Raw genomic sequence first — 24,916 nt, 5'->3', positions numbered from 1 at the left:
CGGCCGACGGCCGCGGCCGCCCGCGCCTAGCTCTCGCGGCGCGCGCCCTCGGCAGGGTGCACGGTGAAGATCGTCGGGGCGGTGTAGCCCGCCTCGGCGAAGGCCGCCGTGACGGCGTCGGCCACGGCGTCGCGCTGGTCGCTCGGCACGAGGGCGATGGCCGACCCGCCGAAGCCGCCGCCCGTCATGCGGGCCCCGACCGCGCCGGAGCGCTGGGCGGTCGCGACCGCGAGGTCGAGCTGCGGCACCGAGATCTCGAAGTCGTCGCGCATCGACACGTGCGAGGCGTCGAGCAGGGCGCCGATCGCCGCCGGGCCCTCGGTGCGCAGCGTGCGCACGGTGTCGAGCACGCGCTGGTTCTCGGTGACGACGTGCCGCACGCGGCGGTAGGTCTCGTCGTCGAGCAGGTCGGAGGCGCGGGGCAGGTCGTCGACGTCGATGTCGCGCAGCGAGGTGACGCCGAGCGCCTCCGCCCCGCGTTCGCACGACGCCCGGCGGTCGACGTACCCGCCGGTGGCGTGGGCGTGCTCGACGTGGGTGTCGACCACGAGGATCTCGAGCCCGGCGGCCGCGAAGCCCAGGTCGACGACGTCGGCCTCGAGGCTGCGGCAGTCGAGGAAGACCGCGGAGTCGGCCCGGCCGAGCAGCGATGCCGACTGGTCCATGATGCCGGTGGGCGCGCCCACCGCGTCGTTCTCGGCGAGCTGGCCGACCGCGGCGAGGGTGGGGCGGTTCACCTCGAGCGACCAGAGCTCGGTGACGGCGACGGCGACGGAGCACTCGAGGGCCGCCGACGACGAGAGGCCCGCGCCGATGGGCACGTCGGACTCGACGAAGACGTCGAGGCCGGGGGCGGCCGACAGGTCGATCGACGACACGTCGCCGCCGGCCGCCGTGAAGGCGGGGGCGTCGGCGTGCTGCGGGGCGACCGACAGGGCCCAGGCGATGCCGAAGACGTAGGCCGACCAGCCCGACATGGCCGAGGGGTCGAGCTCGTCGAGCGAGATCTCGTGGACGCCCTCGTCGAAGGTGCTCGCGACGCGGAGGAGGCGGTCGTCGCGACGGCCGACGGTGACGACGGTCCGCTTGTCGATCGCGAACGGCAGAACGAAGCCGTCGTTGTAGTCGGTGTGCTCGCCGATGAGGTTCACCCGGCCGGGCGCCGACCACGTGCCGGCCACGGGGGAGTCGAAGACGGAGGCGTAGCTGCGGGCCTGACCCGTGCCTCCCGGGGTGTCGGTGGTGGTCATGCGCGCGTCATCGCCTCTCTCAGTCGGTCGGCCTGGGCCTCGGGCACGAGGTCGCCCACCCAGGCTCCCATCGCGGCCTCCGAGCCGGCCAGGAACTTCAGCCTCGTCTCGGCCCGGCGGGGCGAGGTGATCTGCAGCATGAGCCGCACGGTGTCGCGGCCGACCGAGACCGGCGCCTGGTGCCAGGCGGCGATGTAGGGCGTCTCGTCGCCGTAGAGAGCGTCGAGGCCGCGCAGCAGCGTCTTGTACATGACCGCGAGCTCGTCGCGCTCGTCGCTCGTGAGGCCGGCGAAGTCGGGCACGTGGCGGTGCGGCAGCAGGTGGATCTCGATGGGCCAGCGTGCCGCGAACGGCACGAATGCGGTGAAGTGCTCGCCGGCCAGCACGACGCGGGGCCCCTGGCGCTCGCTCTCGAGCAGGTCGTGGAAGAGGTCGGGGCCGTAGGCCTCGATGCTCCGCAGCAGCGACGCGGTGCGCGGGGTGACGTAGGGGTAGGCGTAGATCTGGCCGTGGGGGTGGTGCAGGGTCACGCCGATGGCCTGGCCGCGGTTCTCGAACGGGAAGACCTGCTCGACGCCGGGCAGCGCGCTGAGCGCCTCGGTGCGGTGCGCCCAGGCCTCGACCACCGTGCGGGCGCGCGAGTCGCTGAGGGTCGCGAACGAGCCGACGGTGTCGGGGCTGAAGCAGACGACCTCGCAGCGGCCGACGCTGCGGCGCACACGGCCGAGGCCGATCTCGGCGAGGTCGTCGAGCCCGGCGGGGGCGTCGGGGTCGGTCAGCGCGGGGCCGAACGACGGCGAGCGGTTCTCGAACACGGCGACGTCGTACACGTCGGGGATCTCGGAGGGGTTCGTCTCGCTGGCGGGCGCGAGCGGGTCGAGCTCGGCCGGGGGGAGGAAGACGCGGTTCTGGCGCGACGCCGCGATCGACACCCAGTCGCCGGTGAGCGGGTCCTGTCGCATCGAGGCGGTCTCGGGCCGCGGGTCGAGCACGCGCGCGTCGACACGGCGCTCGCTGCCGAGCGTCGTGTCGGCGTCGTCGAACCAGATCAGCTCGCGACCGTCGGCCAGGGTCGACGTGCGGACGGCGATGGGTGCCATTGTCCCTCCTCGGGGTCGGCGCTCCCACGGCTGCAGCCTGCATTTGCGAAAGCAGGTGAAAGCATACGAAGATGACCCCGTGAACGCCAAATCCGCCGACCAGCCCCTCCCGGGCGAGCGGCGGCGCGACCGCATCGCCGACCTCGTCGGCCGCCGGGGCTTCGTCCGCACGGCCGAGCTCGCCCGCGAGTTCCGGCTCTCCGAGGTCACCATCCGCACCGACCTCGAGAGCCTCGCCGCCGACGGCCTCGTCTCGCGCGTGCACGGCGGCGCGCTCTCGGTCGACCGCCCGGTGGTCGAGCGCCCCTTCGAGGAGGAGAGCGCGGTCGGCATCGACGCCAAGCACGCGATCGGCGTGCGGGCCGCGGCCCTGGTGCGGTCGGGCGACTGCGTCGTGCTCGACGTCGGCACGACGACCACGCAGATCGCGCTGGCGCTGCTCGAGCGGCACGAGCTCGAGGGCGTCGTCGTCGTGACCAACAGCCTGACGATCGCCCTCGCCCTCGAGCAGGCGGTGCCGCGCTTCACGGTGATCGTCTCGGGCGGCACGCTCCGGCCGCTCCAGCACTCCCTGGTGAACCCGCTCGCGACCACGGTCTTCTCGGCGATCACGGCCGACATCGCCTTCATCGGCTGCACCGGGGTGCACCCCGACCACGGCGTCACGAACGTCAACCTGCCCGAGACCGACCTCAAGCGGCTCATGACGACGACGTCCCGACGCAGCTACATCGTCGCCGACGGGAGCAAGCTGGGGGAGGCGCACCTCGGCGTCATCGGCCCCCTCGACGTGTTCGAGGGGCTCGTGACCGCCGGGGCCGACGAGCACCGGGTCACCGCCCTGCGCGCCGCGGGCCTGACCGTGGTCGAGGCCGACCACGACGACGAGAGAGGACGACCGTGACGAGCTCACCCACCGGAGACCAGCTGCACCTGCGCCGAGAGGTCGACGGCCGCGTCGTCGAGGCCGTGGTGACCTCCGTCGCCGCCGGCCTGCGGTCGCTGACCGTCGACGGCCGCGCGCTGACCGAGACCTTCCCCGACACGGTCGTGCCGCCGTCGGCGTGCGGCATCACCCTCTTCCCGTGGCCGAACCGCGTCGACGGCGGCCGCTGGTCGCTCGACGGCGAGGCGCAGCAGCTCGACATCACCGAGCCGTCGAAGGGCAACGCCAGCCACGGCCTGCTGCGGTACACCAGCTACCGCCTCGTCGAGCGCGACGAGCACGCGGTCACCCAGGCGGCGACGGTCTACCCGCAGCACGGCTGGCCGCTGCAGCTCGACCTGACGGTGCGGCACGAGCTCGTCGCCGACGGGCTGCGGGTCAGCTACGAGGTCGAGAACGTCGGCGCGCGGCCGGCGCCGTTCGCGGTGGGGGCGCACCCCTTCCTCCGCGTGGGCGACGTCGACGTGGCCGACCTCACCGTGTCGCTCGACGCGGCGACGCGCTTCGTCGTCGACGAGCGCGGCGTCCCCACCGGCACCGAGCCGGTCGAGGGCACCGCCTACGACCTCCGCGGAGCGCCGGTGGTCGGCGACCTCGACCTCGACACCCCCTACCGTGACGTCGCACCGGGCGACGACGGCGTCCGTCGCACCCGCCTGACGGCTCCGGACGGCACGGCGACCGAGCTCTGGCAGGACGCCTCGTTCGGCTACGTGCAGGTGTTCACCCCGCGCAACTTCCCCCGCGACGGCGTCCTCGGCCTGGCCGTGGCCGCCGAGCCGATGACGGCGCCGCCGAACGCCCTCGCGACCGGCGAGGGGCTCCTCCGCCTCGAGCCGGGCGAGCGCTGGTCGGGCTCCTGGGGCATCCGCCACGTCGCGGGCTGACCGGGCGTCGGGCGTGGGGGCGGCAGCCGGGCCGACCCGCGCCTCCGCCTGGCCCTGTCCGGAGGCGCGGGTCGGGTGACCAGCAAATTGTCCTAAATGCGCAAGTTGCTGGGAATCCTTCTGCGGCGGGGGCGAATCGGGGTAGCGTGTCGACTCGTTCCGGCTGGTTACCGGACGAACGCCGTCGACGTAGACGCAGGCCGCTCTTTTCCTGATCCGAATGGCGTCCTGCATCGTCGGCGCACGTGCCCCCGCCCGCGCACCGCGCTCGGCGGGGGCACGCCTCTTCCGGCCCCGGGGCCCTGCTCGGCGGCGCTCCCTCACGCCCTGGTGGCGCCTCCGTCGAGCCCCGGTCGGGCATCGTCCCCGTGCGAGGGGCACTCGGAATGGGGGACGCGGGGCCGCTCCCGCCGGTGGTTTGATCGATCTCGGGTAAGCGACAGGAGATCCTCTCGGATCCCGCGCGAGGTGGCCCGATTCGGGTCGGGCCACCTGAACCCCTCCGGGTTCGCCAGGGCGACGCCCCGCACCGGAGAACTGCTGGTCATGCCCCAAGTCGACTCCGGCCCCGCAGAGACCACCCGGGTGGTGTCCCCCGGAACGGCCCTGAGATGGTGAGATCCCCTCCCGTCGTGCCGCGAGATGGCGTACGCTCGTCGGGTACCGGGCGGTGACCAGACGCCCGGTGTCGGGGGCAGGATTCGGGTCCGCGCCCCTGCGGTGGGGCCGCCACGTAGGGGTACGTGATGACGGCCCCACCCTCGCACGTCGGAGGCCCTCCCCAGGTCGGGGAGGGCCTCCTGTGCGTCACGCGCGTGCGTCGTGGGCCCCGTGGGGCTCGAACCCACGACCCGCGGATTAAAAGTAGGAATTTGGCGCACTCTTGTGGCCTTTGGAAACACTTGCTGAGCGCCATCCCGAGCCCAGCGGAGCATCGATGCCTGCCACGTAGGCGAACATCGCGCCCGTGGTTGCGTCGATCGTCGAACTGTTCTGGTCGTGCTCCTGGTTCATCAGACTGCACCGGGCCCGCGATGGTCACGGCGCGCGTTGAGGAATTGAGAGGTGAACCTAGGAGAGCAGTCATACGGGATGTTGCCACTGGCGATCGAGGACTCAAGCTGATCGAACGTGCCCCTCGTCCGCGGAAACGTCCTATCCCAATTTGATTTTGTTTCGACTCACAAACTGCTGAAACTCGCGAATGTCAGTCGCTAGGACGTCCTGGGATACAAACCATTTCTTGGCGTCACGGCTAACTGCGTCGACAATGTCCGCCATGGCCCGGCGCTTTGCCTGAAGGTCAAGGTGGTAGACGGGCTCATGGTGAGCGACTCTGTTGCGGAAGTCGTAAGCGATACCTAACCAGGACGCCAGCGATGTCACGGGCGTGTGCGCACTCTTGTTCGGGAAAGCATTGACTAGTGCATCGTCCCAAATTCGCTGCTTCGCGTGATGAGTTCCCCTGGGTGGAAGAAGGTATCTCCATGCGCCGAAACTCATCTGCGCTAGCACGTCGTCGTGGACGACTGGCCTTCCACCGCTTACTGCCCGATCAGCCTTTGACTTGGCCTCTCGAAGATCTTTGGCGTTGTCGTAGAAGCAACCTTTGAGCATGGGCGCAGGGGTGAGCGTCCAGCCGGCATCTTCACCTTGCTTGACGTTCCATGCACGCAGTTCACGGTCCATGCTGTTCCGCACGACTACCTCGCACATCTGGATGGCCTTGAACGCACTTGAAGCGAGTCGCAGGTTGAAGGCATAAAGCTCCTCGGCTAGCGGTTCGTCGTTTTTCGCGTGGCTGCGATACCGGGCGAACCGAGGCTCGCTTACGAGGTCGACGAGTTTGGCAGGCACTCGATTAGAGTAGTAGAGTCGTAAGTGAAGACGCGAGTTCATCCGACGCGTTTACGCTCGAAGTAGCCCATCAGCCTTGCGGCTGGTGGGCGCTTTGCGTTTCAGCGTGTATTCACGCCGAGAAGGTGCAGGTCGATGACTGGTGGCCTGGGCAAAAGTAATCTGTGCGGTGTGGCCCCAGGTGCCCCTAGCGCAGCAAGAGCGTGTGTCGCCCGGCTCGCCGAAGAAGTGTGTGGGTGCACGAAGTAGCGGGCAAGGGTGTGGTTTTTTGTCAGCGCTTGATGTCTCTTGAGGTGTGGCCTCGCTCGCTCCCAACGGGCGCGGTAGTCCGTGCGAAGAGATGCCTCTAGTTGTGGAGTGCCAAAGCGATCACTAGCCGCCTCCGAGGCCATCGCCCCGTGCTTGCGATGCGGCTTCTACGGAGGCGCCTCCGTTCGCTGGGGAAGAAATACGAAGGTGTCCCGCGAACATGGACTAACTGATGAGCCGCCCCAGCCGATAAGGCACTAGGTGCACACGGGAAGGGGTTCGAAGTGGATCTAACTGGCATTGCTGCCATCGGTGGAGTAGTCGTTGCGGCAGCGAGCACCATTAGCGGCGGTCTAGTTTCGCGTGGTCGTCTAAGGCGTTTGGAGAGACTCGTTGCGCTCATGTCCCAGCTCGGGGAGGGTTCGCATGAGCGGAGAGTCCTAGCTGGCATGGTTGCCGACCAGGCGAAGAGCATGGACTACCGACAGAGGGGACCCAAGACAACTTGGGAAACTCTTGGCGGTCTGTTTGCCGAAGCCTTCGGTTGGATCCTTGCCTTACTCGGCTACATCCTCTTTTGGATGTTGCTACGCGAAATGCAAGCGTCCGAGCCAGCCCAATCTGAAACGGAACCCAATCCCTGGAACGCGGTTCTCGCACTTGCAGGCGCGGCTGTTGTTCTCATTATCGGCGGCATGATGTTGCGGAATGGCAAACGAAAGACGCGCGAGGAGTGGATTCGAAAGCACTCGCCTGAGGAGGATCAGGACACCCCAAACCGCTTAGCTACCGACGACGTTGAAAGCCGTAAGCCCCACGAGGTCGTCGGTGAGCCTGAGATCCGCGTACAACCTAAGTTGCGAAAGAGGCGTTGGCTGCTGTGCCGGGACGCGAAACCCCCACGCTCGCAGCGCGCGTCTGGCTCGCAAGAGGCCGACGCTGCTCAAGTTAATGGGTTGATAACGGAACATCGCGAGTGAGTGGGTCGTCGGGGCGCCCACGTCGGGTCGATCCATGTTCCTCGTGCCACTCGCCAGTCGAAGGCTGGTGACAGACCTGCTCGAGCACCTGGTAGCGCACCTGCGCTCGGGCAATCTCGATGCGCTCGGAGGGCTAGGCCGCCACCAGGGGCGCACATGCTCACCCACGAGCGCATGTTCGACGTGGCCAGCTTCTCGCGCAAGTTCCTCAGGCCCGCGTCGTGCATCCTGCAAATGGACGATGGCATGCGTTTCCGCGACCGGCGGCACGCGTTCAGCGTCGCTCGTGCTCGGCGTGTAGTTCCCGTCGAACAAGGCCGTACGAGGCCGTACGAGGTCGGACGGCGGATGGGGGCGCGCCAACATGGGCGCAACGGGACAGCCTCTATGCCCACCCCCCACCCGAACGACTGCTCGGCGCACCTCGCACAGTTCGAAGCCTTCGCTGCCAAGGGATAGGGGTTCGCCCCGCTAATCTGGCTTCATCAATGGAGCGGCGGGGGAGGTTACATGCTGGACATGTCGACTTGGCAGGTTAGAACGTTTGACGTCACGAAGGACCTGCGCCTTGACCCACATAACGTGCGTCTAGGTGTCCAGCTCAGTTCTGATCCCCCTCAGGCGGACATAATTCAAGACCTGTTCCAGCATGAAGGCGCCCTGGACATTGCCAGGTCGATTATGAGCGTGGGTTTTCTCACCCACGAACGACCTGTCGTTGTGCGAGAAAACGACCTCTGGATTGTGGCTGAGGGAAACCGGCGGACGGCTGCGCTGAAAGCTCTCCTCAATCCGTTTCTCGTGCCTGCGGCACAGCCCCGACTGGCCGAACTGGTCGATGAGACGCCTGTGCCCGCTCGCTTTCAGCGCGTCGAATGTCTGATCGCGCCCGATCGAGATGCGGCGAATCAGCTCATTGCCACCTTGCACACAGCTAATGCTCGCAAGCCCTGGGGGCCGTTGCGTCAAGCGGAGTTTTTCGCGGCCCAGCTCACTGCGGGCAAGTCTGTGGAGGAGCTCATCGCGACGTACCCTGGCATTCGGGTTGCCGACTTTGTAAAGACGGCGGACATGCATCGTCTACTGCAAACGGCCAACTTCAAAGATGATGAAGTAGCTCGCTATGCGCGTAGGCGCAACTTTCCCATTTCCACATTTGAGCGTCTTTACCAAAATCCGGACTTTCTAAAGCTTGCGCGAATGTCGGTGGACGACAAGACGGGCCGGGTATCGCTTCAGGCTAATCAGAAAGACTTCGATCGCGTTGCCGAAAAGATCGTTACGGACATCAAGACGAAGCGGATCAATACCCGAGTTCTTAACGCGCCAGGTGATGACTCCTACCAGGACTACCTTCGCGAATTGGCCGCAATGAAGATCGGACCGGGCGTCACGACCAAAGTGGCGAACAGGCCAGAGGTCAAGCTTCCGCCGATAAAGGCACGGGCGTCTCCAACTTTGGACGTCTCAGGCCTTCATGCCATGGCCGACTTCCCAGCCATTGGAAGCATTCTCAACGAGCTAGCGAGCATTCGCTACCGGGATTTCCCCAACGCCACCTTTGACCTGATTCGTTCCTTCTTGGAGAAATCGATTAAGGCCTACGCCGAGTCCAAGAACGAGGCCATACCAAAGAAGGGGCAGTACGTTTTCCTGGACTCCGCTCTGGAGTGGTTGCAAGGCGAAATCGTCTCTTCAGACAAAAAGAGCCTCTTGCAAGTCATTCGGAAGCTCCGGCAGAACGAAAAATTCAACGTCTATGCGTATGGCCTTACGACGGACTACCTGAACGCCGCCAACCACAATCACCAGATCTTCATCGAGCCTGGTGAAGTCCTAAACCTTTGGAACTCGATCATCAACTTGCTTCGTTACGTTCTCAGAGAGTCTGATTCTTGATCCAGAAGACACGACGCCGCCCCCAGTTCTCGCCACTTAGGTACCCGGGGGGCAAGTCGGCTCTATTTGGTCTCGTCAATAGTAGTGTTCGAGAGAACGGGGCCACGGGAGGAACGTACGTGGAGCCCTACGCGGGTGGGGCCGGACTTGCGCTTGGCTTATTGCTGACCGAGCACGTTGAATCTGTGGTGATCAACGACCTTGACCCGGCCATTTACTCCTTCTGGCGGGCCGTAACTCGGCGTTCAGATGAATTTATGGAACGAGTGAGATCCGTCGAACTGACCATGAACGAGTGGAACATGCAGCGGCACGTGTACACCCACCCGTCCGCCCACAGCGACTTTGATCTCGGGTTCGCGACCTTCTTCCTGAATCGCACTAACCGTTCAGGTGTCTTGAACGCAGGCGCAATCGGCGGGAAGAATCAGTCCGGTCCTTATAAGATCGACGCCCGGTTCAATAGGGCCACTCTCTTAGAGCGCTGCCGGCTCATCAGTCTCTACTCAGACCGCATAGATGTTCGGAACGAAGACGGGCTTGCCATCATCGACGAGTTCGCGGGCCGGTCGAAGACGTTCATCTACGCCGACCCGCCGTACTTCGAGAAAGGCAGTCAGCTATACCTGAACGCCTTCAAGAAGGCGGATCACGAGAGCCTGGCGCAGGCCCTGAACAGTCGCGCCGACTCTCTTTGGATGCTCACCTACGACGACGCACCGACCATTTCCAGTCTGTACTCCGCACGACGTCAGTTCGACATTGGCGTTTATTACTCCGTCAGGAATGCCCGTAAGGCGAGCGAGTTGCTAATCGCCTCCGACAGCTTTCGACTTCCAGAGGGCCATGCCACTCACCGTGCCTAAGAAACCTTTGAGGGGTTCATACCCCAGGCCCAGACGCCCTACAAGCCTTGCAAATGAAAGTGGGCCCCGTGGGGCTCGAACCCACGACCCGCGGATTAAAAGTCCGATGCTCTACCAACTGAGCTAGAGGCCCCTGCGCGCTCAACGATACGGGATGCCGCGCGTCCTCGGCGGCCGGCCCGCGCCTCCTCGACCGGGTCGTCGGAAAGCGAGAGGGATCCGGCCGAGGGGGACCGCTCCACGGTGCAGTTCTGGTGTCTCGTGGTCGATCTCTCTCAAATTTGAGAGAAAGAGGGCGAGCTGAGAGGGGTGGAGGGCCCGGGAAGACCGGATGGGCCGAGGGGGCCCGACCGGCATCGACCCGCGCCTCCCCGGCTCCCGCTCCGCCCTCAGCGAAGCGGCGGCGCCCGCCCGCACGTCCCCCGGCGACCGCGCCTAAGCTCTGCCTGATGCCTCGCGAATTCCACCGTCCCACCCAGTTCTCCGGCGCCCAGTTCGAGGCGTACCAGGGCGGCGACGACCCGGCGACGCTGAACCGGGTCGCCCACGAGTCGGCCGCGGCCCTCGTCGCGCGGGTGAAGGACGACCCGAACCCCGAGATCCTCGACCGCCTGGTCAGCTACACCGACCTGCACGGCATCGACGCGGTCGCCGAGCTGTGGGCGCACGCCGCCGCACACACGCTGCCCGGCGCGCTGTGGCGCATCTACCTCGTCCGTGCCGTCATCCGGCAGGCCCCCGACGAGGTGGCCCTGCTCTTCGACCGCGGCGTCACGGCCTCGTCCACCATCGACCCGATCGTCGCGGGCGCGCCGGCCCCGGCCAGCCCGGAGGAGGTCGTCGAGCTCGCCGACCTCATCCTCCGCGGCGTCTTCGTGGGCGACTTCGCCCTCGCCCTCGAGCGGGGTGCCGCCTTCTGCCGGCTCGCCGCCGCGGGCGCCACGAGCGTCGCCGACGACCAGGACTCGATCGGCTCCGACCTCGCGACCACCCTGACCCGACGGGCGCTGCGCTTCTCCGAGCTCGCCGTCGACCTCACCGCCTGTGCCGCGCTCTGGCGCGACGGCGGCCTCGCGTAGCCACCGCGGCAGGGCGGACCAGCGCAGCAGACCCGCGCCGCGGCGCGGTCCAGCACGACCGCCTAGGAGGCGCGCCGCCGTTCGCACCCGGCGAACCCTGTGACGAGCCCCGGCTCGGGCGGCTAAACTCGTCCAGGTCGGGCCGCAGTAACCCCGGGCTCCAAATTCAGCCGCTTCGAGCGGACTCGCGCCGAGAGGCGTTCCTGCGGTCCGGCACCCTCTTCCTCCGGGCACGCCCCGTCGAGGTCGACTGCGTCTCGGTCGAGGCCCACCGCGCCTCCCGGCGAGGCCCCCGCTCCGCGCCCGTCGTCGTGCATCTCTCGTCCCCCGGGCGAAACTCGCCCAATCCGGGTGCTCCCCGGTGCCGAACCATTGACGTGAGGGATCGTGCAGATCCTCCGCCCGACACGGCCCCCTACGGCCCGCCGGGCGGGCTGCTCCCTCCGCGGGTCCGGGCCTCATCGCCATCCCAGACGGCCTCGCGGAGGGGCGGTCCCACACCGTCACGATCCCGTGACGGACCCGAGCGACCAGGGGATCGAGGTGAGACCTGACATATGCTGAAACTCGTGACCCGTGAAACCGAGACTCCGGAGGACGATCTCCGGCCGTCGACTCCCGACGAGCTGCTGACCAGGGTCGCCGGCGGAGACCAGCTCGCGTTCGCCGAGCTCTACGACCAGACCGCACCGCGTGTGCTGGGGCTCGTCAAGCGCCTCCTGAAGGACCACGCGCAGAGCGAAGAGGTCACCCAGGAGGTGTTCCTCGAGATCTGGCAGACGGCCACCCGGTTCGACACCGCCCGGGGCAGCGCCTCGAGCTGGATGCTCACCATGGCCCACCGCCGCGCCGTCGACCGGGTCCGTGCCTCGCAGGCCGGCCGCGACCGCGACCTGCGCATCGGGGTCCGAGACCTCGACACCGACTTCGACTCGGTCACCGAGTCCGTCGAGATCCGCATCGAGCACGAGCGGGTCGAACGCGCCCTGGGGCGCCTCACCGAACTCCAGCGCCAGGCCGTCCGGCTGGCGTACTACGGCGGCTACAGCCACAGCGAGGTGGCCGCGATGCTGGGGGTGCCGATCGGCACCGTCAAGACGAGACTGCGCGACGGCATGATCCGGCTGCGCGACGAGATGGGGGTGGCCTCGTGACCGACCACGACGAGCCCACGGGCACCGACCGACAGCCCGGCGACGACGAGACGGCGGCCCTCGCGGGCAGCTACGTCCTCAACGCGTTGAGCGACGACGAACGACACGACTTCGAGGCTCTGATGAGCCGCTCCGAGACCACCAGGAAGGAGGTGACCGGCATGAGCGAGACCGTCCTGCTGCTCGCCCACGCGGCGACGCCGGTCGCCCCCTCGGCGGCCCTCCGTTCGAGCGTCCTCGACGCGATCCGCACCCTGCCGCAGCTCCCGGCGCAGCAGGCCTCGGTCGCCCCCGACACCGCAGGAGGCGCGGGTGACGACCACGAGGTCGCTCCCGTCCGCCGGTCGGTGCCCGAGATGGAGCCCTCCGAGTCCGAGACCGCGGGCCGCCTCCTCGAGGCGACCGGCACGGCCCGTGCCCGCTGGTTCACCCGCCCCGTCGCGGTGCTCGGCGTGGCCGCGGCCGCCGCCGCCCTGTTCTTCGGCGGCGGCGCGATCCTCCAGCAGGTCTCCGGCCCCGGCCAGGGCACCGAGTCCACCGCGTCGGCCCTCGACGAGATCTACGCGGCTAAGGACTTCCAGCGCTCGGTGGCCGACGTCAGCACCGGCGGCACCGCGACCCTGGTCTGGTCGGAGGACCTCAAGCGCTCGGCGGTCGTCTTCGACGGCCTCACCTCGCTGCCCGGCGACCAGACGTACGAGCTCTGGTACATCGACGAGGCCCGCGGAGCTGTGCCGGCCGGCACGTTCGACACGGCCTCCGACTCCACGGTCACCCAGGTGCTCAAGGGCGAGATGACGCCCGGCGCCACCATCGGCCTCACGGTCGAGCCGGCGGGCGGCTCCGACGCCCCCACCAGCGAGCCGATCATGGCGGTCAGCAGCGCGTAGGCGCCCGCCGCGGCGACGCGACCCTGCCACAGCACGACGGAGGCGGCCCACCAGACCGGTGGACCGCCTCCGTCGTGTTCCCCCCACAGCACGACGGAGGCGGCCCACCAGACCGGTGGGCCGCCTCCGTCGTCGCGTGGTCGGCCCCTGCGGGCCGGGCGTCGATCAGCCGAAGCGGCCGGAGACGTAGTCCTCGGTGGCCTGGACGCTGGGCTTCGAGAACATCGTCGCGGTGTCGTCGTACTCGATGAGCTTGCCGGGCTTGCCGGTGCCGGCGATGTTGAAGAAGGCGGTCTTGTCGCTGACGCGGCTCGCCTGCTGCATGTTGTGGGTCACGATGACGATCGTGTACTCCTGCTTGAGCTCCTCGATGAGGTCCTCGATGGCGAGGGTCGAGATCGGGTCGAGGGCCGAGCAGGGCTCGTCCATCAGCACGACGTCGGGCGAGACCGCGATCGCGCGCGCGATGCAGAGACGCTGCTGCTGACCGCCGGAGAGGCCGTTGCCGGGCTTGTCGAGGCGGTCCTTGACCTCGTTCCAGAGGTTGGCGCCCTGGAGCGACTTCTCGACGAGGTCGTCGGCGTCGCCCTTCGACATGCGGCGGTTGTTGAGCTTGACGCCCGCGAGCACGTTGTCGCGGATGCTCATCGTGGGGAAGGGGTTCGGGCGCTGGAAGACCATGCCCACCTGGCGCCGGACGAGCACCGGGTCGACGCCGGGACCGTAGAGGTCGTTGCCGTCGATCAGCACCTCGCCCTCGACGTACGCGCCGGGGATGACCTCGTGCATGCGGTTGAGCGTGCGGAGGAAGGTCGACTTGCCACAGCCGGAGGGGCCGATGAAGGCCGTGACGGTGCGGGGCTCGATGGTGATGTTGACGTCTTCGACGGCCTTGAACTTGCCGTAGTAGACGTTGAGGTCGTTGACCTCGATGCGCTTGGACACGGTGCTTCCTTCTGGGGTCGGGCCGGTTCGGGTCTAGCGACCGAGCTTGGGGGAGAAGAGCTTCGACACGAGGCGGGCCAGGAGGTTCAGCAGCATGACGATCAGGATGAGCGTCAGGGCCGCCGTCCAGGCGCGGTCGAGGAAGTCGGAGGAGTTGGGGCCCTGGTTCGCGTACTGGGTGTACGCGAACACGGGCAGGGTCATCATGCGGTCGCCGAACAGGTCGTAGTTCATGCTGGCCGTGAACCCGGCGGTGAGCAGCAGCGGAGCCGTCTCGCCGATGACGCGGGCGATCGACAGCATGATGCCGGTCGTGATGCCGGCGAGCGACGTCGGCAGGACGATCTTGAGGATCGTCAGCCACTTCGGCACGCCGAGGGCGTAGCTCGCCTCGCGCAGCTCGTTCGGGACGATCTTGAGGATCTCCTCGCTGGAGCGCACGACGACGGGGATCATCAGCACGGCCAGCGCGACGGCGCCGATCGCGCCGGAGCGGACGCCGGGGCCGGCGAACAGCGAGAACAGGGCGTAGGCGAAGAGGCCGGCGACGATCGACGGGATGCCCGTCATGACGTCGACGAAGAAGGTGATGCTGCGGGCCAGCGCGCCGCGGCCGTACTCGACGAGGTAGATCGAGGTCAGCAGGCCGATCGGGATGCTGATCAGGGCGGCGAAGGCCGTGATCTCGAGCGTTCCGACGATGGCGTGCAGCGCCCCGCCGCCCGAGTCGATGATGTTGCGCATCGAGTACGTGTAGAACTCGCCGTCGAAGCGGTTCAGGCCCCGCGAGACGACCGTGTAGAGCAGCGACACGAGCGGCAGCAGGGCGACGATGAAGGCCGTCGTCACGAGCGACGTGATCAGCCGGTCGACGGCCTTGCGGCCGCCCTCGACGATGCGGGAGACGACGACGATCAGGACGTCGAAGAGGATCGTCCCGAAGAACAGGGCCCCGACGATGTTGAAGTCCTCCGTCATGCCCCCGGCCTGCAGCAGCAGGAAGACGACCGAGAACAGGACCCAGCTGCCGACGAGCAGGCCCCAGGCCGTGCCCCGGGGGAGCTTGCCCGCGGTGAGGGTGTTCGTGGTGGTGCGCGCGGCGACCGACATCAGTTCGCTCCCGAGAAGGCCTTGCGGCGGTTGACGATGAAGCGGGCGAGCATGTTGACCGCCAGCGTGATGACGAAGAGGACGAGGCCCGAGGCGATCAGCGTGTTGACGCCGACGCCGACGGCCTCGTTGAACTGGAGGGCGATGTTCGCGGCGATCGTGTTGGGGTTCTGTGAGCCCAGCAGCGCGAAGTTCACGACGATGGCGGGCGAGAGCACGATGGCGATGGCGAGGGTCTCGCCGAGGGCGCGGCCGAGGCCGAGCATGATGGCCGAGACGATGCCGGAGCGGGCGAAGGGCAGCACCGCGAGGCGGATCATCTCCCACCGGGTGGCGCCGAGCGCGAGCGCGGCCTCCTCGTGCAGGACGGGGGCCTGGAAGAAGATCTCGCGCATGACGGCGGTCATGATCGGCAGGACCATGACCGCGAGCACGATGGCGGCGGTGAGGATGGTCTTGCCGGTGCCCGAGACGGGGCCGGCGAAGAGCGGCACCCAGCCGAACCAGTCGACGAGGTTCGCGTAGAAGGGCTGCACGAAGGGAGCGAGCACGAGGACGCCCCAGAGGCCGAAGACGACGCTGGGCACGGCGGCGAGCAGGTCGATGACGTAGCCGAGGCCCTGGCTGATGCGGCGCGGCGCGTAGTGAGAGATGAAGAGCGCGATGCCGAGGGCGAGCGGCGTGGCGATCAGCAGGGCGATCAGCGACGCCCACACCGTGCCGAAGACGAGCGGCCCGACGTACGACCAGAAGTTGGTGGCGTCGTTCGGCAGCGTGCCGGCCTCGGCGACGAACGCCGGCAGGCTCTGCACGACCAGGAAGAGCGCGACGGCGGCGAGCACCACGAGGATGAGGATGCCGGAGAAGAGGGTGGCCCCCGAGAAGACGCGGTCGCCGGGGCGCACCGTGGACTTCGTCGTGGGGGTGGTGGCGGCGACGGTCATTCCCTGGTTCTTCCTGCTCGGGTGAGTGTCTCGGCGGCGGGCCTTCGGGTGGGCCACCGTCGGGGCGGAGCGCTGCGGCGGGCCGCAGCAGGGGAGCGGCCTGGGCCGCGCGGGAGCGCGCGACCCAGGCCGGGTGCAGCAGGTGCTACTTGATGGTGGCGATCGCCTCGGCGACCTTCGAGGCGAGGTCGCTCGACAGCGGAGCGGAGCCGGCCTGCTCAGCAGCGGCCTTCTGGCCCTCGTCGCTGGCGACGTACTCGGCGTACGCCTTGACGACGGCGCCCTTCTCGGCGTCGGCGTACTCGGAGCAGGTGATCAGGTAGCTGACCAGGACGAGCGGGTACGAGCCAGCCTCGTCGTAGGTGCGGTCGAGCTTGATCGCGAGGTCGTTCGACTCGCGGCCCTCGGCGAGGGGCGAGGCGGCGACGGCCTGCGACGCGCCGTCGGCGGTCAGCTCGCTGGCCTCGCCGCCGACCATCAGCTTGGCGGCCGAGAGGTCGCCGATGCCCGACTCGTCGGCGTAGCCGATCGAGTTGGTCGAGTTGTTGATCGCGTCGACGACGCCCGACGTGCCCTTGGCGGCGTCACCGGTGCTGTACGGGAAGGTCTGGCCCGACTCGGCGTCCCAGACGTCGCCGGCGTTCGCCTTGACGTACTCGGTGAAGTTCTGCGTCGTGCCCGAGTCGTCGGAACGGTGGATCGCCGTGATCGACTCGCTCGGCAGGTCGGCGTCGGGGTTCAGGGCGACGATGGCGTCGTCGTCCCACGTGGTGATCGTGCCCTTGAAGATGCCGGCGATGGTCGCCGCGTCGAGGGTCAGGTCGTCGACGCCCTCGACGTTGTAGGCCAGGGCGATGGGCGAGATGTAGACGGGCAGGTCGATGCCCTTCGTGCCGGGAGCGCAGGCGGCGAACTCGCTGGCGAGCTCCTCGTCCTTGAGCGCGGCGTCGGAGCCGGCGAAGTCGGCGGCGCCCGAGATGAAGCTGGTGCGGCCCGAGCCGGAGCCCTGCGGGTCGTAGTTGACGGTGACGTCGGGGTTGGCGGTCTGGAAGCCCGCGGCCCAGGTGGTCTCGGCGGTGCCCTGGGCGGACGAGCCGATGCCGTTGATGGTGCCCGAGAGGTCGGAGGCGCTGGCGGAGTCGCCGGCCTCCGCGCCGCCCTCGTTGCCGGCGCAGGACGCGAGGAGCATGGTGCCGACCGCGGCGATCGCGAAGATGCTGCCGGTGCGCTTGAAGTTCACAGAGGTTCCTTCGTGGAGTGTGTTGGCTGTGTGTGCGGGCCAGGTGCCGGCCCGTGCGTGACGCTACGGCGGCTGGTTGACCACGGTCGTCTGCGCCGGTGAACGGGAGGTTAACGAGGCGGGAACATCGGCCGGGCATCCGGCCCGCCGCGGGCGCGACGGGCTGCGGCGACGCGGGCGCCGTGCTGCCGCCCGGAGACGACGGAGCCCCCGGGGCCACCGCCTCGACGGCGGCCCCGGGGGCTCGACACCGACCCGCGGGCCGGGTGGGGTCGGCCTCAGCCCACCGGCCCGTGGGTCTCGACGGCGACGAGGGCGCCGCCCTCGACGGAGACGTGCAGCACCGTGAACTCGGCGGGGCTCAGCGAGGAGGCGCGGCGCAGGTCGAGCCGCTCGCCCCCCTTCGTGCTCGTGGCGATCTGACGCAGCAGCTCCGGAAGCACCGGGGCGTGCGTGCAGAACACCGCTGGCACCCTCTTCTTCAGCCTCTTCGCGACGACCCCGACGACGTCGTCGTCGTGGCGCTCGAAGGCGTCCTGGCTGAGCGAGTCGGTCTGCTTGACGCCCACGTGGGTCAGGGCGGAGAGCGGCTCGAGGGTCGCGAGGCAGCGGGCCGCGGTGCTGCTGATGAGCCGCTGCGGGGCCCACGCGGCGATGGCGGGGGCGATCGTCTTGGCCTGCCGGCGCCCCTGCGGCAGGAGCGGGCGGGTCGCGTCGGAGCCGCTCCACTCGGCCGGCGACGTGGTCTTGGCGTGCCGCAGCGCCACGAGGGCGAAGGTGCGCGCCGCCCCGCGCTCGACGCGGTCGGCGAACCGGTCGAGCACCTCGGCGTCGCGCTCGTAGGTGAGGGCGGCCCGCGCCTCGGCGAGCGGCACCCAGCGGATCGCGGCGACCTCGCTGTTGGGCACGAACGTGCCCGCGGCGGCGAACGACTCGTCGGTGACCTCGGCGGCCCAGTAGTGCACGACCTTGTCGCGCCCGCCGGGCATGACGTACTCGGCCGTGCCGAGCGGCGCCCCGAGCGAGACGCGGTAGCCGGTCTCTTCGTGGATCTCGCGCACCGCGGTCTGCGGCGTCGACTCGCCGGGGTCGACCTTGCCCTTGGGCAGCGAGACGTCACCGTGGTGGTCGCGGTGGATGAGCAGCACGCGCACGGCGCCCCCGACGTACCGGAAGCACACGGCGCCCGCCGCGACGACCGTCGTGGAGGCCACCGTCACCGGCTGCTCTTCTTCCGCTGCGTGATCATCTTCATCAGCGAATTCTGCATGTCGACGAGCGGCTTGTCCGCCTCGTCTCGGGCGTGGCGCGTCCAGGTGCCGTCGGCGGCGAGCCACCACGAGGCCGTCTCGTCGCTCATCGCGCGCTCGAAGAGCGAGCCGACCTCGTCGAGGTGGTCGGGCTGGGTGAGGCGCACGAGCGCCTCCACCCGACGGTCGAGGTTGCGGTGCATCATGTCGGCGCTGCCGATGAAGACCTGCGGGTCGCCGTCGTTCGCGAACCAGAAGAGCCGCGAGTGCTCGAGGTAGCGCCCGAGGATCGAGCGCACCCGGATGGTCTCGCTGAGCCCGGGCTGCCCGGGCTTGATGGTGCAGATGCCGCGCACCCACACGTCGACCGGCACGCCGGCCTGGCTGGCGCGGTAGAGGGCGTCGATGATCTGCTCGTCGACGATCGAGTTGATCTTGATGCGGATGCCGGAGGCGCGGCCCGCCTGGGCGTGCTCGATCTCGGTCTGGATCTGCTTGAGCAGCCCGCGCCGCAGGTAGCGGGGAGCGACGAGCAGGCGCTTGAACTTCTTCTCGATGGCGTAGCCGGAGAGCTCGTTGAAGAGCCGCGTCAGGTCCTTCCCGACCTGGTCGTCGGCGGTGAAGAGGCCCATGTCTTCGTAGATGCGGCTGGTCTTCGGGTTGTAGTTGCCCGTGCCGATGTGCGTGTAGTGCTTCAGCGTGCCCTTCTCCTGGCGGATCACCAGGGCGAGCTTGCAGTGGGTCTTGAGCCCGACCAGGCCGTAGACGACGTGCACGCCGGCCTTCTCGAGCTTGCGGGCCCAGGTGATGTTGTTCTGCTCGTCGAAGCGCGCCTTCACCTCGACGAGGGCCAGCACCTGCTTGCCGGCCTCGGCGGCGTCGATCAGCGCCTCGATGATGGGGCTGTCGCCGCTCGTGCGGTAGAGGGTCTGCTTGATGGCGAGCACGTTCGGGTCGGCCGCGGCCTGCTCCAGGAAGGCCTGGACGCTCGTCGCGAACGACTCGTAGGGGTGGTGCACGAGGATGTCGCGGCGCGCGATGCTCGCGAACATGTCGGGCTTCATGTTCGGCTCGGTCGGCTGCAGCTGGACGGCCGTCGTGGGCAGGTGCTTGGGGTACTTGAGGTCGGGCCGCGGCATCTTCGTGATCTCGAAGAGGCCCGCGAGGTCGAGCGGCGCCGGCAGGCGGTAGACCTCCTGGTCGGTGACGTCGAGCTCGCGCACGAGCAGCTCGAGCGTGACCGGGTCCATGTCGTCGGTGATCTCGAGACGGATCGGCGGGCCGAACCGGCGACGGAGCAGCTCGCGCTCGAGCGCCTGGATGAGGTTCTCCGACTCGTCCTCGTCGACCTCGACGTCCTCGTTGCGGGTCACGCGGAAGACGTGGTGCTCGACGACCTCCATGCCGGGGAAGAGGTCTTGCAGGTGGTTCGCGATCAGGTCTTCCAGGGGGATGAACCGCACCCGACCGCTGTCGTTGTCGGGCAGCTGCACGAAGCGCGGCAGCATCTGCGGCACCTTGAGTCGCGCGAACTCCTGGCGCATCGTCTTGGGGTTGCGCACCCGCACCGAGAGGTTGAGCGACAGGCCCGAGATGTACGGGAAGGGGTGGGCCGGGTCGACGGCTAGCGGCATCAGCACGGGGAAGATCTGCTCGGTGAAGATCTCGCGCATGCGCACCCGGTCGGCCTCCTCGAGGTCGGACCAGTTCTCGATGTGGATGCCGGCGTCGTCGAGGGCGGGCCGCACGAGGTCGAGGAAGGCCCGGGCGTGCCGCTCCTGCAGGTCGTGGGCCGCCGCGCTGATGTCGGCGAGCACCTCGTTCGGGCCGCGGCCGACGTTGGTCGGCACGGCGAGGCCGGTGGCGATGCGGCGCTTGAGGCCGGCCACGCGGACCATGAAGAACTCGTCGAGGTTGCTCGCGAAGATGGCGAGGAAGTTCGCCCGCTCGAGCAGCGGCGTCGACGGGTCCTCGGCGAGCTCGAGCACGCGCTGGTTGAACGCGAGCCAGCTCAGCTCGCGGTCGAGGTACCGCTCGGCGGGCAGCGTGCCCTCCTCGAAGCTGACGATCTCGTCGAAGTCGTCGAGGAAATCAGGGGTGACGCCGGCGCCGTCGACGCGTGGTTCGCTGTCCATGCCCCCCATCGTGCCACCCGCGGTGACCGGTCGGGGTCACCGACGGTGAACGGCAGGTGACGGAGGCGCGGGGCGGGCACCGGGGGAGGGCTCCTCGGGTGCTGCCCCGCGCCTCCCGCGCTCCCCGCCCAGCACGAGGGCGCTGCCCGCCGCGCTGAGGGCGAAGCCCCCGAGCGTGGCGAGCGAGAACGGCTCGCCGAGCAGGAGGGCGCCGGTCAGCGCCGTCGTCGGCGCGACCAGGAAGAGGAGCGCGTTGACGGCCGTCACGCCGAGGCGCCGCAGCAGCCACCAGTACAGGCCGTAGGCGGCGAGGGTCGGCAGGGCCGCGGCGAGGAGGGCGGCCAGCCAGAACGAGGCGTCGAGGGGCGGCCGCAGGGTGCCGGTGGCGACGGCGAGCACGACGAGGGCGAGCGCCGTGACGGAGACGTGCAGGGTCAGGGTGGTCAGCACGGGGAGGCGCACGGGCGCGCGGCGCTCGACCAGCGTGCCGGCGACCAGGCAGGCCATCGCCAGGGCGGGCAGCGCGTACGCGGCGGGCGCGGCGGAGGAGTCCCCCAGCTGCGAGCCCACGACCAGCACGACGCCGAGCGCTCCGAGCGCGAGCCCCGCCCACTGCCCGCCGCGCACCCGGAGCCCGAGCAGCGGGCCGACGAGCGTCGCGACGACCAGCGGCTGCACGGCGTCGACGAGCGCCGTCGTGCCCGTCGCCACCCCGGCGGCCACGGCCGCGTAGACGAAGACGCAGTAGCCGAACTGAGCCAGGAGCCCGACGACGGCCTGCTGCCCGAGGTCGCCGTGGGTGACGCCGCGCAGGCCGCCCCGGAGGCCGGTGACGACGAGCAGCACGAGGGCGAGCGGGGCGAACCGCCAGACCAGGAGGGTCGTCGCCGGCACGTCGACGGTCGCGAGGGCGGCGAGCGTGAAGCCCGAGCTCCAGGCCAGGACGAACGCGGCCGCCCCGCCGACCACGACGAGGCCACTCGGTACACCGATCTGTTTACTCATGGCCTCGACTATACACATCGGTATAGTCGAGGCATGGTCGATCTCGACAGCCCCGTCGGCAGCCTCGCCGTCCCCGCCCTGCCCGCGCTCACGCCGGGGGCCCGTCGCGTGCTCGACGCCGCCTCCGACCTCTTCTACGACCAGGGCATCCACGCGGTCGGCGTCGACACCATCGCCGAGGCGGCCGGGGTCACGAAGAAGACGCTCTACGACCGCTTCGGCTCGAAGGAGGCGCTGGTCGTGTCGTACCTCCGCCACCGCGACGCCCGGTGGCGGGAGCACCTCGCGGCCCACCTGGCGCGGGTCGCCGAGCCCGGGGTCGCGCGGGTCCTCGCCGTGTTCGACGCCGCCGTCGACTGGTCGCGGCAGCACGGCGGCAAGGGCTGCAGCGCGATCAACGCGCGGGCGGAGGTCGGCGACGGGCACGACGGCAACGCCGTCTTCCCCGAGGCGGCGCGGCAGAAGGGCTGGCTGCTCACGCTCTTCGCCGAGCTCTGCCGCGAGGCGGGGCTCGCCCGCCCCGACGACCTGGCCCGGACGCTCATGCTCGTGCACGAGGGGGCGATCGTCACGGTCGGGATGGAGACCTTCGACCAGCCCCTCGAGCACGCCCGCACCGTCGCGCGCTCGCTGCTGGAGGCGACGCCGCGAGCGTGACGGCCCGCGTCAGAGCACTCCTCCCCGGAAGGGAGCCCGTCGACGCCACGTGACGGTGCGCCAGGCCCACTCGACGGGGCCGTAGCGGAAGTGCGTGAGCCAGGCCCGGCTGACGACGGACTGCACCGTCAGCACGACCAGCGCCGTGACGACGGCGGGCAGCGGCGAGGTCATGCGCGTCCAGTCGAGGGCGGGCACGCCCGCCACGAGGGCGACGACGACGACCGACGCCCCCACGTAGTTCGACAGGGCCATCCGGCCGAGGGGCTCGAACGCGGCCGCGACGACGACCCGAGCGCGCGTGGACCACAGCAGGGTCAGCGCCGCCGTGTACGTCACGGCCAGGGTCAGCCCGGCGACGCCGCCCGCGGTCGTGAACCGGGGGTCGCCGGGCTGGGTGGTCTGCCAGGCGACGGCCGCCACGCTCGCCACGGCGGCGACCCCCAGCGTCGCCACGACGGGCCTGCCGCCGCGCTCGAGTGCGCGGGGGAGGCCCCAGGAGGCGGCGGCGGCACCCAGGAGCACCAGGCCGGGCAGCGACGCCAGCCCGCCGCCGAACAGGGCGTAGGCCGCGACGGTGCCGACGGTGCCCAGCGCCAGGGTCAGCCACCGGGGCGCCCAGAGCACGACCGGGAGCGCGAGCAGCCCGACGACCGCGTACTCGCGCAGGACCTCGCCGGGGTAGACGAGTGCGTGCAGGCAGCCGATGCCCAGGAGGGCGAGGAGGCGGAGGCCGACCGGCAGCCACGGGGCCGTGCCGCGGCGCCGCGCCGAGTCGACGACGAGCTGGAGGCTGAGGCCGAAGAGGACGACGAAGATCGGGACGAAGCGGGTCTGCACGGCGAACTCGAGCAGGGTCTGCGTGGTGCTCGCGGGGGCGTCGGCGTCGAACGGCACCGCGCTGCCCAGCCGGGTGATGTCGGGGACGTTGACGAGGAGGATCCCGCAGAGGGCGAACCCCCGCAGGCTGTCCAGCAGTCGCCACCGGGTGGAGGCGGGGGTGCCGTCGACGGGGGACGGAGCGGTGCGGGTCGTGGTCATCGTCGTCGCCCCTCGGTCAGCAGGCGGTCGTAGACGGCGAGGTACTCGCCCGTCATGCGGGTCACGTGCGCGCGCTCGAGGCCGCGGCGGGCGCGCTCGCCGAGCTCGGCGCGGGCCGTCTCGTCGCCGAGCAGGTGGTCGAGGGCCCGGGCCAGGGCGTCGACGTCGCCGGAGGGGAAGACCAGGCCGGCCGCGCCGTGGTCGACGGCCTCCGGCAGGCCGTCGGCCGAGCTGACGACGCACGCGAGGCCCGCCTCGCGCTGCTCGCCCACGACGAGGGGGAACGGGTCGCGGCGCGACGCCGTCACCGCGATGTCGGCGCCGTACAGGTGGGGCCTCGGGTCGGCGACCGAGCCGACCGTGTGCACGCGGTCTCTCCACGGGGCGCCGGCCGCCGCCTCCAGCGTGTCGGGCTCGTCGACGTTGCCGACGAACCAGAGCTGGGCGTCGGGGTGCGCCTCCGCGACCCGGCCGAACGCCGCGACGAGCACGTCGGAGCCCTTGCGGCGCGTCACCGAGCCGACGGCGACGACGGCGGGGTGCCCGAGGTCGGCGGCCGCCGGGCGCCCGGGGCGCCGGGGGCTGCCGATCGTCGCGTTCGTGACGGTGCAGGTCTTGCGGCGCGCGAGGGGTCGGCGCTGCATGGCACGCTCCACGGCCCCGCTCACGCAGACGACGGCGTCGGAGAGGCCCATGACGCCGACCCCCCGCTGGAACTCGTTGTGGACCGTCGCCACCGACGGCACCCGGGGGGCGGCCACGGAGGCGAGCACGGCGGGCGTGAGGGTGTGCGAGTGGACGACGTCGGGGTCGAGGCGGCGGAGCAGGCCCCGGACGCGGCGGAGGGTGGCGGGCAGCTGGCGGGGCGCCCGGCGGCTGAAGTCGACCTCCGCCGTCGAGACGCCGTGGGCGTGGAGCAGGTCGTACCAGTCGCCTCCTGCCGAGACGACCCAGACCTCGTGCCCCTGGGCGGCCTGCGTCGTGGCGAGGTCGACGACGACGTTGACGATGCCGTTGGCGGTGTTCGACATGGAGTCGGTCAGGTGGACGATCCGCATGGGGCCCCTCGGTCGGTCACCCGATCGGGACGTCGGGCAGAACTGAGATCGAAGATATCACATGTCGACCACGGGGTCGCGAGACGACGAACGCCCCCGCGACTCCGCGGGGGCGTTCGGCACAGCTCGAGCTGGTGCTACTTCTTCTCCTCGAGCTTCAGCGCGAGGCCGAGCCCGAAGAACGTGGGCGCCCAGTGGCCGATGAAGATGCCCCAGCGGTCGGACTGGGCCTTGTCGTTCGAGTCCTTGCCCTGCGACGCGAGCCAGGCCACGAGGGCGATGACGATGGAGGCGAAGCCGCCCCAGTAGGCGTGCTTGCTCTGGACTCCGAGGTCGGAGAGGAAACGGACGGGGTTCATGGTGTTCTCCTGCAG

Annotated in this window: 22 protein-coding genes and 1 tRNA gene; 9 read left to right on the top strand and 14 right to left on the bottom strand. The window is 69.5% G+C overall.

The window, feature by feature from the left end:
- Positions 1–26: 26 nt before the first annotated feature.
- Both galK and galT read right to left on the bottom strand, forming a co-directional pair.
- A complete protein-coding gene (gene galK, locus IFT72_RS09920; protein ID WP_192046287.1) occupies positions 27–1,250 on the bottom strand; it encodes a galactokinase in 1,224 nt (407 codons plus the stop codon).
- Complete coding sequence (gene galT / locus IFT72_RS09915) at positions 1,247–2,350, bottom strand: galactose-1-phosphate uridylyltransferase (RefSeq protein WP_056057103.1); 1,104 nt, start codon at positions 2,348–2,350, stop codon at positions 1,247–1,249. The genes galK and galT overlap by 4 nt, the downstream gene beginning before the upstream one ends.
- A gap of 79 nt (positions 2,351–2,429) precedes the next feature.
- Between galT and IFT72_RS09910 the strand changes: the two genes are divergently transcribed.
- Both IFT72_RS09910 and IFT72_RS09905 read left to right on the top strand, forming a co-directional pair.
- Positions 2,430–3,254 carry a DeoR/GlpR family DNA-binding transcription regulator gene (locus tag IFT72_RS09910; RefSeq protein ID WP_255465524.1) on the top strand — a complete coding sequence of 275 codons (825 nt, stop codon included), beginning with the start codon at positions 2,430–2,432 and terminating at the stop codon, positions 3,252–3,254.
- A complete protein-coding gene (locus IFT72_RS09905) occupies positions 3,251–4,183 on the top strand; it encodes an aldose 1-epimerase family protein (RefSeq protein WP_167260219.1) in 933 nt (310 codons plus the stop codon). Before IFT72_RS09910 ends, IFT72_RS09905 begins: the two co-directional genes overlap by 4 nt.
- A gap of 1,155 nt (positions 4,184–5,338) precedes the next feature.
- On the opposite strand, the gene IFT72_RS09900 is transcribed toward IFT72_RS09905, so the two are convergent.
- The gene (locus tag IFT72_RS09900) at positions 5,339–6,040 is read right to left on the bottom strand and encodes an Abi family protein (RefSeq protein ID WP_192046286.1); all 702 of its coding nucleotides are present in this window, start codon (positions 6,038–6,040) and stop codon (positions 5,339–5,341) included.
- A 698-nt stretch (positions 6,041–6,738) separates the two neighbouring features.
- Between IFT72_RS09900 and IFT72_RS09895 the strand changes: the two genes are divergently transcribed.
- The 3 genes from IFT72_RS09895 to IFT72_RS09885 all read left to right on the top strand — a co-directional run bounded on the left by IFT72_RS09895 (position 6,739) and on the right by IFT72_RS09885 (position 10,034).
- On the top strand, positions 6,739–7,269 hold the full coding sequence (locus tag IFT72_RS09895) for a hypothetical protein (protein WP_192046285.1): 531 nt from the start codon (positions 6,739–6,741) through the stop codon (positions 7,267–7,269).
- A 519-nt stretch (positions 7,270–7,788) separates the two neighbouring features.
- On the top strand, positions 7,789–9,168 hold the full coding sequence (locus IFT72_RS09890) for a hypothetical protein (protein WP_192046284.1): 1,380 nt from the start codon (positions 7,789–7,791) through the stop codon (positions 9,166–9,168).
- A complete protein-coding gene (locus IFT72_RS09885; protein ID WP_192046283.1) occupies positions 9,165–10,034 on the top strand; it encodes a DNA adenine methylase in 870 nt (289 codons plus the stop codon). The genes IFT72_RS09890 and IFT72_RS09885 overlap by 4 nt, the downstream gene beginning before the upstream one ends.
- 60 nt (positions 10,035–10,094) lie before the next feature.
- Here IFT72_RS09885 and IFT72_RS09880 read toward each other — a convergent pair.
- Positions 10,095–10,167: transfer RNA gene (locus IFT72_RS09880), tRNA-Lys, on the bottom strand.
- Between the two features lie 316 nt (positions 10,168–10,483).
- On the opposite strand from IFT72_RS09880, the gene IFT72_RS09875 reads away from it, so the two are divergent.
- From IFT72_RS09875 to IFT72_RS09865, 3 genes are all read left to right on the top strand, one after another.
- Positions 10,484–11,113 carry a hypothetical protein gene (locus IFT72_RS09875; RefSeq protein WP_056057098.1) on the top strand — a complete coding sequence of 210 codons (630 nt, stop codon included), beginning with the start codon at positions 10,484–10,486 and terminating at the stop codon, positions 11,111–11,113.
- A gap of 557 nt (positions 11,114–11,670) precedes the next feature.
- Entirely contained in the window at positions 11,671–12,267 is a 597-nt protein-coding gene (locus IFT72_RS09870) for a sigma-70 family RNA polymerase sigma factor (RefSeq protein ID WP_082514589.1), read from the top strand.
- Positions 12,264–13,157 (top strand): anti-sigma factor domain-containing protein, encoded by an 894-nt coding sequence (locus IFT72_RS09865; protein ID WP_192046282.1) that lies wholly within the window; start codon positions 12,264–12,266, stop codon positions 13,155–13,157. The genes IFT72_RS09870 and IFT72_RS09865 overlap by 4 nt, the downstream gene beginning before the upstream one ends.
- Positions 13,158–13,322: 165 nt before the next feature.
- On the opposite strand, the gene pstB is transcribed toward IFT72_RS09865, so the two are convergent.
- From pstB to IFT72_RS09830, 7 genes are all read right to left on the bottom strand, one after another.
- A complete protein-coding gene (gene pstB / locus IFT72_RS09860) occupies positions 13,323–14,102 on the bottom strand; it encodes a phosphate ABC transporter ATP-binding protein PstB (protein ID WP_056057094.1) in 780 nt (259 codons plus the stop codon).
- A 33-nt stretch (positions 14,103–14,135) separates the two neighbouring features.
- A complete protein-coding gene (gene pstA / locus IFT72_RS09855; protein ID WP_192046281.1) occupies positions 14,136–15,212 on the bottom strand; it encodes a phosphate ABC transporter permease PstA in 1,077 nt (358 codons plus the stop codon).
- Positions 15,212–16,156: a phosphate ABC transporter permease subunit PstC gene (gene pstC / locus IFT72_RS09850; RefSeq protein ID WP_056057090.1), complete on the bottom strand. Its 945-nt coding sequence runs from the start codon at positions 16,154–16,156 to the stop codon at positions 15,212–15,214. The genes pstA and pstC overlap by 1 nt, the downstream gene beginning before the upstream one ends.
- A gap of 145 nt (positions 16,157–16,301) precedes the next feature.
- Complete coding sequence (pstS, locus tag IFT72_RS09845; protein WP_185233708.1) at positions 16,302–17,396, bottom strand: phosphate ABC transporter substrate-binding protein PstS; 1,095 nt, start codon at positions 17,394–17,396, stop codon at positions 16,302–16,304.
- Between the two features lie 278 nt (positions 17,397–17,674).
- Positions 17,675–18,616 (bottom strand): NUDIX hydrolase, encoded by a 942-nt coding sequence (locus IFT72_RS16510; protein WP_167260204.1) that lies wholly within the window; start codon positions 18,614–18,616, stop codon positions 17,675–17,677.
- On the bottom strand, positions 18,613–20,781 hold the full coding sequence (locus IFT72_RS09835; protein ID WP_056057086.1) for an RNA degradosome polyphosphate kinase: 2,169 nt from the start codon (positions 20,779–20,781) through the stop codon (positions 18,613–18,615). The genes IFT72_RS16510 and IFT72_RS09835 overlap by 4 nt, the downstream gene beginning before the upstream one ends.
- A gap of 36 nt (positions 20,782–20,817) precedes the next feature.
- Positions 20,818–21,786, bottom strand: a complete 969-nt coding sequence (locus IFT72_RS09830; RefSeq protein ID WP_192046280.1) for a DMT family transporter — start codon at positions 21,784–21,786, stop codon at positions 20,818–20,820.
- 33 nt (positions 21,787–21,819) lie between these two features.
- Here IFT72_RS09830 and IFT72_RS09825 point away from each other — a divergent pair, with 33 nt between their 5' ends.
- On the top strand, positions 21,820–22,443 hold the full coding sequence (locus tag IFT72_RS09825) for a TetR/AcrR family transcriptional regulator (protein ID WP_192046279.1): 624 nt from the start codon (positions 21,820–21,822) through the stop codon (positions 22,441–22,443).
- A gap of 9 nt (positions 22,444–22,452) precedes the next feature.
- On the opposite strand, the gene IFT72_RS09820 is transcribed toward IFT72_RS09825, so the two are convergent.
- The 3 genes from IFT72_RS09820 to IFT72_RS09810 form a co-directional block, all read right to left on the bottom strand.
- Positions 22,453–23,484 (bottom strand): DUF418 domain-containing protein, encoded by a 1,032-nt coding sequence (locus IFT72_RS09820; RefSeq protein ID WP_192046278.1) that lies wholly within the window; start codon positions 23,482–23,484, stop codon positions 22,453–22,455.
- Positions 23,481–24,542 (bottom strand): glycosyltransferase family 4 protein, encoded by a 1,062-nt coding sequence (locus IFT72_RS09815; RefSeq protein WP_192046277.1) that lies wholly within the window; start codon positions 24,540–24,542, stop codon positions 23,481–23,483. Before IFT72_RS09815 ends, IFT72_RS09820 begins: the two co-directional genes overlap by 4 nt.
- A 137-nt stretch (positions 24,543–24,679) precedes the next feature.
- Positions 24,680–24,901 carry a hypothetical protein gene (locus IFT72_RS09810; protein ID WP_056057078.1) on the bottom strand — a complete coding sequence of 74 codons (222 nt, stop codon included), beginning with the start codon at positions 24,899–24,901 and terminating at the stop codon, positions 24,680–24,682.
- Positions 24,902–24,916 lie beyond the last annotated feature (15 nt).

Source organism: Frigoribacterium sp. CFBP 8754 (genome assembly GCF_014841815.1).
Classification (GTDB): domain Bacteria; phylum Actinomycetota; class Actinomycetes; order Actinomycetales; family Microbacteriaceae; genus Frigoribacterium; species Frigoribacterium endophyticum.
Note: the sequence above shows the minus strand (reverse complement) of the source record. Positions and strands in the feature narration are given on the sequence as shown.

Coding starts and splice junctions, on each gene's coding strand:
- IFT72_RS09890 (WP_192046284.1), top strand. CDS start 7,789: ATGTCGACTTGGCAGGTTAGAACGTTTGACGTCACGAAGGACCTGCGC.
- IFT72_RS09875 (WP_056057098.1), top strand. CDS start 10,484: ATGCCTCGCGAATTCCACCGTCCCACCCAGTTCTCCGGCGCCCAGTTC.
- IFT72_RS09835 (WP_056057086.1), bottom strand. CDS start 20,781: ATGGACAGCGAACCACGCGTCGACGGCGCCGGCGTCACCCCTGATTTC.
- pstA (WP_192046281.1), bottom strand. CDS start 15,212: ATGTCGGTCGCCGCGCGCACCACCACGAACACCCTCACCGCGGGCAAG.
- IFT72_RS09870 (WP_082514589.1), top strand. CDS start 11,671: ATGCTGAAACTCGTGACCCGTGAAACCGAGACTCCGGAGGACGATCTC.
- IFT72_RS09895 (WP_192046285.1), top strand. CDS start 6,739: ATGGTTGCCGACCAGGCGAAGAGCATGGACTACCGACAGAGGGGACCC.
- galK (WP_192046287.1), bottom strand. CDS start 1,250: ATGACCACCACCGACACCCCGGGAGGCACGGGTCAGGCCCGCAGCTAC.
- IFT72_RS09830 (WP_192046280.1), bottom strand. CDS start 21,786: ATGAGTAAACAGATCGGTGTACCGAGTGGCCTCGTCGTGGTCGGCGGG.
- pstC (WP_056057090.1), bottom strand. CDS start 16,156: ATGACCGTCGCCGCCACCACCCCCACGACGAAGTCCACGGTGCGCCCC.
- IFT72_RS09820 (WP_192046278.1), bottom strand. CDS start 23,484: ATGACCACGACCCGCACCGCTCCGTCCCCCGTCGACGGCACCCCCGCC.
- IFT72_RS09810 (WP_056057078.1), bottom strand. CDS start 24,901: ATGAACCCCGTCCGTTTCCTCTCCGACCTCGGAGTCCAGAGCAAGCAC.
- galT (WP_056057103.1), bottom strand. CDS start 2,350: ATGGCACCCATCGCCGTCCGCACGTCGACCCTGGCCGACGGTCGCGAG.
- IFT72_RS09815 (WP_192046277.1), bottom strand. CDS start 24,542: ATGCGGATCGTCCACCTGACCGACTCCATGTCGAACACCGCCAACGGC.
- IFT72_RS09825 (WP_192046279.1), top strand. CDS start 21,820: ATGGTCGATCTCGACAGCCCCGTCGGCAGCCTCGCCGTCCCCGCCCTG.